Here is a 7,952-nt window from a genome sequence, read left to right as displayed (position 1 = left end):
TCAAAGAAACCCGGTTTTTGGTCGAATCTACGAATCAAAACCAAGAATTATCGAAAAAACCCGGTTTTTAGCCCCGTGTGTCAGCTCTGAAAATGACTTAACCTAACCCGGAATCAACCAATTATCCCCCTCACTCCTCGCTAACAGCCAAACCAGAAACCACAGGGGCGATCGCATTTAACTTCAAAACAGGATGCTCCCCTTCCACCTGCCGGCAATTCCACTCATTTCTAAACAGCAAAACCGGCCTTCCCCAAGTATCTTTCACCGTCACCGTATTAAACAGCCGCCCAACTTTTTCCAGAGCCTCCCAACCGCCGTCAACCCAACGAGCTACACTGTAAGGCAACATATCGATCGTCGTTTCCACATTATATTCCGACTGCATTCTGAACTGCACAACTTCAAATTGCAACTGTCCGACAGCCGCCAAAATTGGCTCGCGTTTCGACTCATCAACCGAGTACATAATTTGCACTGCGCCTTCTTCCTGCAACTCCGAAACGCCTTTGCGGAACTGCTTAAACTTAGAAGGATTGGGATTTCTCAAAAAAGCAAAAAGTTCGGGAGAAAAACAGGGTATCCCTTCATATTCCAGTTTTTGGCCGGTGTAAATAGTATCGCCGATCGCAAATACTCCCGGATTGTTCAAACCGATCACATCGCCCGGATAAGCAACCTCGATCGACTCCCGATCCTGAGCAAATAACTTTTGAGGCCTTGACAAACGCACCGTTTTACCACTGCGAGCGTGAGTCACGTTCATGTCCTTTTCAAACTTGCCCGTACAAACCCGAATAAACGCCACCCGATCGCGGTGTCTTGGGTCCATATTCGCTTGCAACTTAAACACAAACCCGGTAAAATCTTCATAAGTTGGCGGCAAATCTCCGGCGCTGCTCTTGCGGGCGATCGGCTTCATAGCGTAATCTAAAAACGCATCTAAAAACAGTTCTACCCCAAAATTGCTCATCGCGCTGCCAAAGAAAACTGGTGTCATTTTTCCAGCCCGAACTAAATCTAAATCGAGTTCAGTTCCCAACTCATCCAGCAGTTCTAACTCTTCTTTGAGCTGATAGTAAAGGTCTTGTTCCAACAAATCTTCAATGCGCGGATCGCCCAATTCGATGACGGTATCAACAGCAGCACGAGAACCGTGTTTAGCCCGCTCGAATAAGTGAATTTTGCGCGCCCTGCGATCGAAAACACCTTTAAAGCGATCGCCCGTACCTATCGGCCAATTTACCGGATAAGTCTGCAACCCCAATTCCTTCTCAATTTCGTCCAACAAATCCAAAGGTTCTCTGCTAGGGCGATCGAGCTTATTAAAGAAAGTAAAAATAGGCAAACTTCGCAACTTACAAACTTCAAATAACTTCCGAGTTTGCGGTTCCAAACCCTTAGCAGCATCCTCAAGCATCACCGCATTGTCAGCCGCCGCCAGAGTGCGATAAGTATCTTCGCTAAAATCTTGGTGTCCGGGAGTATCGAGCAGATTAATGTGATATTTTTTATACTCAAACTGCAAAACAGTAGAAGTAATAGAAATTCCCCGCTGCTGTTCCATCGCCATCCAGTCAGAGGTAGCGTGTCGCTGAGCCCGCCGCGCTTTCACAGAACCTGCTTCGTGAATTGCACCTCCGTACAGCAGCAGCTTTTCTGTCAAAGTAGTTTTTCCCGCGTCAGGGTGCGAGATAATAGCAAAGTTGCGCCGGCGCTCAACAGCAGTTAGCAGTTCAGTTTCGAGTTCTGTTGTCATCACAATTTGGTAGGGGAATCATCACCCGATCGCCATTATAGCCTGTGCTACAGTTGCTATTAAAGGTAAAATTATCAATAAAGTCAAGGAACAAAAATAATATGTACGACTCGGACAAGCGGAAGTTGCTATCACTGGTGTGCCACGGGGCGATTTTTTTCAGCACGTTACTGTTCTCGATCGGAGCGCCGATCGCTGTATTGTTAGTATCAGATGACCCCGTTGTCAAAGAAAACGCCACAGAAGCGATCAATTTTCACCTTAATGTATGGGTGTACAGCACCGTGATTGTGGTGTTAACTGTCGTCACTTTTGGTCTTGCTGGCTTTATCCTAGTCCCCCTAGGTTATCTGCTACACTGGGGACTGACAATAATGGCTATCCTCCACGTTTTGCAAACTCCTAACCAACCTTACCGCTACCCTTTTATTTTCCGAATAGTGTAGACAGAAAATCGCGCTTCACCATCGATTTCAATAACCCGATTTCTTTAAGCAGAAACCGGGTTTTTAATTGTTTTATAACTCACATTCGCTCCCCCAAACTGGCAAATACACTGCTTAATATTATGTCCCGTCGATTACCCCTAATACCGTAGGGGCGGGTGCACGAAAAATATATTCCAATAATTGACAATCTCAAAAACCCGCCCTTTTAATCGCTCGATCGGACATGATATAAGTGATAAAGAGGGTTGATGATCGGAGACAAGATTCAGTAAAAAAACTTAAAAATTTGTGAAGCTAAGCATCATCTAGTTGGAATTCCAGAAAATTGACCTAACATCATGAGTGAAATCTTGTTAATCCATAAAAAATCAAAAATCAGAGTACAATCAACTATTAATTATGGTGTTTTCGCCCTGTTGCAGGGCTGCTGTGAACGCTAAGTTGAGCTTCCATTGATGCCGTTTCCCACACTATGCTACCGCCTTTGGGTTATTTCGCGGAGTTAGGGCGGATGTTCGATCGCTCGGAACCATCATGTTTGCTTTAGCTGTGCTATTTTTGCATCTGGCGATCGTTCTATTGAAATTTTCCACAAATTCTATCTCTAGCAGGTGTCTTAAAACTTAGGATCGCGAATTAAATAACTTACAATTTTAATTGTTATTGTGGGATGGGCTCTTATAGCCCGTCCTTTTTGGATGGGCTCTTATAGCCCATCCCACAATCTTGTGGAAGTTATTTAATTCTCATTCCTTAATACAATATTTTTCCAATAAAAATCCCGCTCTTGTGGAACGGGAAAGCCATCAGGGTGCATCTATATGTATGTCACTATAACTCATAGGGGGTATAACCCCTCGTAGCTTTATCGAATCTTTACAATCACAAAATTTTTGTAAAGATTGAGGTTTTCATTTGACTGATCAGCCGTTTTATGAAATTTAAAGGGAAAATGCTGACATTTATAAAATCCAGTGAGTTTGCAAGGACAATTGCGATTAAACCAGGATCGCGCTGTTTCTTCACCTTAATTATCAAAATATCAATAATGTACGATCGCCTGGTTAGCCTGTTTGGGATTGAAAACTAAAAATTCAGTAGAGTGCGTCAGCAATTAGCTAATCAATTATAGAAAAAATAACGCGCTGCTGACGCACCTTACTAAGTTTGAGGATAACGTTGTGCTAAGAAAGAGATAGCAGCAGCCCGATCGCCCAAATCGCCATCCAACTTCGCCGCCAACAAATCATCCAACATTCGTTTAAACCCAGGCCCCGGCTTATAACCCAAAGCCTTCAAATCGTTGCCATTCAAAGGCGGCTCAACATTCGTCCATTTGGTGAGATATTCCCAAATTTGGCGGCGTGCACTTCGCGGACTTTGTAGGGCGATCGCAATTAACACCGGCAATTCATAATTCCTCAACAGCAACACCAACTGACTCGGCAACTCGCACTTAGGCAAATTCTCCGCTAACTGCTTCTTTCCGGCTTCCAAAACTTCCAACCGCTTAATGCTGTCAGCAGGTAACTGAAGATTTGCAGCCACCTTGCCGCGATATTCCGGTGCTACATAAGCTATCAAAACTTCCAGCCGCATCTGCCAATCGGGAATATTGATAATTGGGAATTGGGAATTGGGAATTGGGGATTGAGCCTTGAGAATAGTTGCTTTTTCTTTTTCTTCCTTCTTCCCTATTCCCTCTTCCTTATTCCCTCTGACTCGTGACTCACCCTCAATCATTAATCCGTGTATCCGTGTCAAAATCCGTGTCGTGCCTTCCTTCTTCCTTCCTTGCAAACACCGATCGAGCAAACGCAGTTGCCGCCACAACTCCCGATCCAACTCCAAAGTAGGATGAATACAGCGCAAAGCCTGCAAATCTCCCAGCATTTGCAAAGCAACTTTCCAGTAATGAGCTTGCAAAATGTATTTCAATTCGCTTTTGAGTCGAGTTTCCAAAGCCGGAGCTCGGCCATTTTCCCCCTGAATTCGGTAATAAATCCCGCTAGCCAAAGCGTTGCGGATGTATCCTTCCGTCTGCGGCTCAATTTCAAACCCCAACCGCACCGCAAATCGCACAGCGCGATAAATTCGCGTCGGATCTTCGATAAAACTATTGGCGTGCAAAACTCGAATTTGCTTCGATTCCAAATCCAGCAAACCGCAGAAAAAATCTAACAATTCGCCGCTGCGAGGAACACCCAACCGCACAGCCAGCGCATTAATTGTAAAATCCCTGCGGTACAAATCTTGGCGAATCGAACTCGCTTCAACTTCAGGATTTGCCGCCGGATAAGGGTAAAATTCAGTGCGAGCCGTAGCGATATCCACCCACAGCGAGCCGAAAGCAGAGTCTTTGTGCCACAAAAGCGCGGCGGTTTGAAATTGACCGTGAACGTCCAAACGCGATTCAGGGTAAAGTTTTTGCAGCGATGAAGCTAACTCGACACCAGCACCGGAATCGTCGGAACCGCACTTTCCATCCACAACCAAATCGATATCTGTTAGCGCCAGTGTATCATCCGTGGCTAAGAGTAAATCCCGGACTGCTCCACCCACAATATAAAGTTGCCAGCCGCGATTTTGGGCAATATTGGCGGCGATCGACAATAATTGCCATAATTCGGGACTGATGCGCGATCGCAACAACTGCTCAACCGATTCGGACACGGCACAATAAGAGAATTCTGCATTACTTCCCCTGTCTCGCGCTTTTTGCTGGTGCAATTCCCGCAACACATCAGTGCGAGTCACAATTCCCACCAGTTGACCGTTTTCCAATACTGGCAAGCGCCCGATATCGTATGTCACCATTAAAGATTCAATTTCCGGCAGCAAGGTATCTGGGGCGATCGTTTTTAACTGCGGACTCATGTAACCCTTGACGGGGGCGTGGCTGAAACCGTGGTGCAGGGCAATGTCAATGTCGCGGCGCGAGATAATGCCAGCCAGTCGATCGCCCGCATCGACCACAGAAAGCCCTGAATGTCCGTAACGTAGGAGTATACGGTGAGCTTCCCCCACCGAGGTTTCCGGGCGAATACTCCGCACTGGAGACGACATTAACTCGCGCGCTGTCGGAGGGTGGGGAATTTGAGCTTTCAGTTCGTCAGCTAACTGATTTAAAGTCAGCAGGGGGTCAACATCGCGGGTAGCGAGGGAAGCGGCGCGGGCGTGGCCTCCGCCGCCGAAGGGTTTGAACAATTCGCTGAGGTTTGTGCCTTCGATGCGCGATCGACCGATAATAGTTAATCGATTGGAAACTGGCGATTCGGGAGCGATGTTGCGGTTGTTTTCGTTTTCGCTAAATTTATAAACATTACCTAACAGCAGAGCATCGGTTTCAGTTAAATCGAGCAAGCGAGAAGCCAGCGAAGAAAGTCCCGGAACATAAGCTTCAGTAGACAGCAGCACCCAGGCTACGCTGTAACCGTGCAAAGTTTCCGATCGCAAATTCTTGAGCGCTTCTCTCAGCAAATCTTGCAATTGAGGAGACAAAGCGGGTTCTACATATTCAGCTATTACCCCCAAACTCGCTCCCTGTTCCATCAACCAGGCCAAAGCTATGGCATCTCGCGCAGTTGCGCCCTCAAAGGTGAGGGAACCTGTATCGACGTGGATGCCGAGGGCCATTACTGTTGCTTCCGAAGGCAGAAGGCGGAAGGGTATGTCGCTGTTTTCTGCTTGATTTTTGAGCTTTTCAACAATTAATGTTGTGCTGGCTCCGACTGCTTCGATCTGCGTAACAGTAGCGGGGATGTCTGAATGCGCTTCTAGGTGGTGGTCGAAAATAGCAATTTCCCTTACTTGTGGCAAATCCAGCCACTCGGCGGCTTTTCCCAAACGATCGCGCCCGGAGGCATCCACTATAGTAATCGATCGAATTTGTTGCGGATTGACCGATCGGCGTTCAATCAGTGGGTACTCGTCGCGGTGTAGCGCCAAAAAGTCCCGCACCGTCGGATGACACCCGCCCGTCAATACGATCCTGCTACCGGGGCGCAGCACGCAAAGTCCCACCGCCGCCCCCAAGGCGTCAAAATCTGCTGTTGTGTGGCACAAAACTAAGTCCATAGCCGAAAATCCCGCATCTCTAACTCAAACAGTAGCAATTTCTCGCCCTCTGAAACCGGATGTGTCGATCGGGCTTTAAGTTAACCTTTCCAGTTTTCTGTGCTGTAACGAACAATGATAAAATTGATAAAAATCTTAAGAGCCGCTGACGCCTGTTCGCGCAACGCCCGAATTTGCCTGGGTTCTTTCGTATCAATCAACCGACAATTTCTCGATCGACTATCGGGAAACTGTCAAAAACTAGAATTTGGAAGATTTTTTTCGGTTCTGGGAAACTATTTCCGCTCAACGCACGGTTATATCGAAAGGAGAAAAGATGTTATCAATTCTGTTTCAAGTCGTTTTACTGGGTCTGGTACTGCTGTCTTTTGTGATGGTCGTTGGCGTGCCAGTTGCTTATGCCTCTCCCCAAAACTGGAATCAGTCTAAATCCCTGATTTATGTCGGATCGGGTCTGTGGTTTTTGCTGGTTATTGCAGTGGGTGTATTGAACTTTTTAGTCGTTTAATTTCACCCAAGTCTATCGGATAAAGAAGGTAAAAGATAGAAGGATGAAGGCATTCACCAGCGATTGAAAGGCATTCGGCAGAAGCTAGGCATTTTCCAGACCGCGCGATTCTGTATGTTTTTGCACTTGAGATTCAAATGAGATGCTGCTGCTTTCTGACTTTTGCCTTCTCACAAACAAAACTCTAAAACCTAAAATCTAAAATCTAAAGTAGAACACTATGACTGTTTTCGAGGGAACTTTTACTCACACCGAATCTTTGCGATTTGCGATTGTCATCGGTCGTTTTAACGATTTGGTGGTTAACAAACTTTTGGAGGGATGTCAAGATTGTTTGAAACGCCACGGGGTTGATATTAATCCTCATGGATCTCAGGTGGACTTTTTTTGGGTTCCGGGAAGTTTTGAGATTCCTTTGGTGGCGCGCCAAGCGGCTCTTTCTCACCGCTACGATGCGGTAATTTGTCTGGGTGCGGTAATTCGGGGCCAAACTCCTCATTTCGATTTTGTGGCTGGTGAGGTTGCTAAGGGAATTGCTGCGGCTGCTTTTCAGACAGGGGTGCCGGTGATTTTTGGGGTGGTGACGACTGACACGATGCAGCAAGCTTTGGAAAGGGCTGGAATTAAAAGCAATTTGGGCTGGAATTATGCGATGAGTGCTTTGGAAATGGGTACTTTGATGCGCCAAGTTAAGGGTTTGGGAACACACTCTTACGATCATCGATTAACTACTGGATCTGCTGCTCAAGTGCTTTCGGGTGAAGCAAATCTGGCGATCGCCCCCGATGTATCGTCGGATCAAATCCCCTCGTAAGTTCGGCTAGCAATATTTTTAAGCTAAAAAGCATCAAGATTTGCATCGGGAAAAATCTTAAGACTCTTGTGGGGTGGTGATTATACCCGCCCCCAAGGTAAAAATTCCACTCTGGGCCGATCGACAAATTAGACCAATATCTTGCCCATTGGAAATGGGTACTTTGATGCCTCAAGTTAATAGTTTGGGCGGCAATTTTGACCAATAATTTCAAAGGTGGTACCCGCCACGTCATTTATCCGTGGAATCAATCCAAAATCTAAAATCTAAAATCCTCAAGAAAGAGCATTTATCTCGCGCAAGTCAATTCTAAAATCTAAAATCTAAAATCTAAAATCTAAAATC

5 protein-coding genes are annotated in these 7,952 nt (G+C 46.1%); 3 read left to right on the top strand and 2 right to left on the bottom strand.

Annotated features, from left to right (window positions below):
- Positions 1 to 130: 130 nt before the first annotated feature.
- The gene (gene prfC / locus QUA88_RS26060) at positions 131 to 1,759 is read right to left on the bottom strand and encodes a peptide chain release factor 3 (RefSeq protein ID WP_190735310.1); all 1,629 of its coding nucleotides are present in this window, start codon (positions 1,757 to 1,759) and stop codon (positions 131 to 133) included.
- A gap of 101 nt (positions 1,760 to 1,860) precedes the next feature.
- On the opposite strand from prfC, the gene QUA88_RS26055 reads away from it, so the two are divergent.
- On the top strand, positions 1,861 to 2,205 hold the full coding sequence (locus tag QUA88_RS26055; RefSeq protein WP_333151571.1) for a DUF4870 domain-containing protein: 345 nt from the start codon (positions 1,861 to 1,863) through the stop codon (positions 2,203 to 2,205).
- 1,164 nt (positions 2,206 to 3,369) lie between these two features.
- Here QUA88_RS26055 and QUA88_RS26050 read toward each other — a convergent pair.
- Positions 3,370 to 6,285 (bottom strand): CBS domain-containing protein, encoded by a 2,916-nt coding sequence (locus QUA88_RS26050; protein ID WP_333274569.1) that lies wholly within the window; start codon positions 6,283 to 6,285, stop codon positions 3,370 to 3,372.
- A gap of 316 nt (positions 6,286 to 6,601) precedes the next feature.
- On the opposite strand from QUA88_RS26050, the gene psbZ reads away from it, so the two are divergent.
- Both psbZ and ribH read left to right on the top strand, forming a co-directional pair.
- On the top strand, positions 6,602 to 6,793 hold the full coding sequence (gene psbZ / locus QUA88_RS26045) for a photosystem II reaction center protein PsbZ (RefSeq protein WP_190735314.1): 192 nt from the start codon (positions 6,602 to 6,604) through the stop codon (positions 6,791 to 6,793).
- A 220-nt stretch (positions 6,794 to 7,013) separates the two neighbouring features.
- The gene (gene ribH / locus QUA88_RS26040) at positions 7,014 to 7,607 is read left to right on the top strand and encodes a 6,7-dimethyl-8-ribityllumazine synthase (RefSeq protein ID WP_333209091.1); all 594 of its coding nucleotides are present in this window, start codon (positions 7,014 to 7,016) and stop codon (positions 7,605 to 7,607) included.
- Positions 7,608 to 7,952: the final 345 nt, after the last annotated feature.

It is taken from the genome of Microcoleus sp. D3_18_C2 (assembly GCF_036702395.1).
Taxonomy (GTDB): Bacteria; Cyanobacteriota; Cyanobacteriia; order Cyanobacteriales; family Microcoleaceae; genus Microcoleus.
The sequence above is the reverse complement of the archived record's forward strand: the minus strand, read 5'-3'. Positions and strand labels throughout refer to the sequence as shown.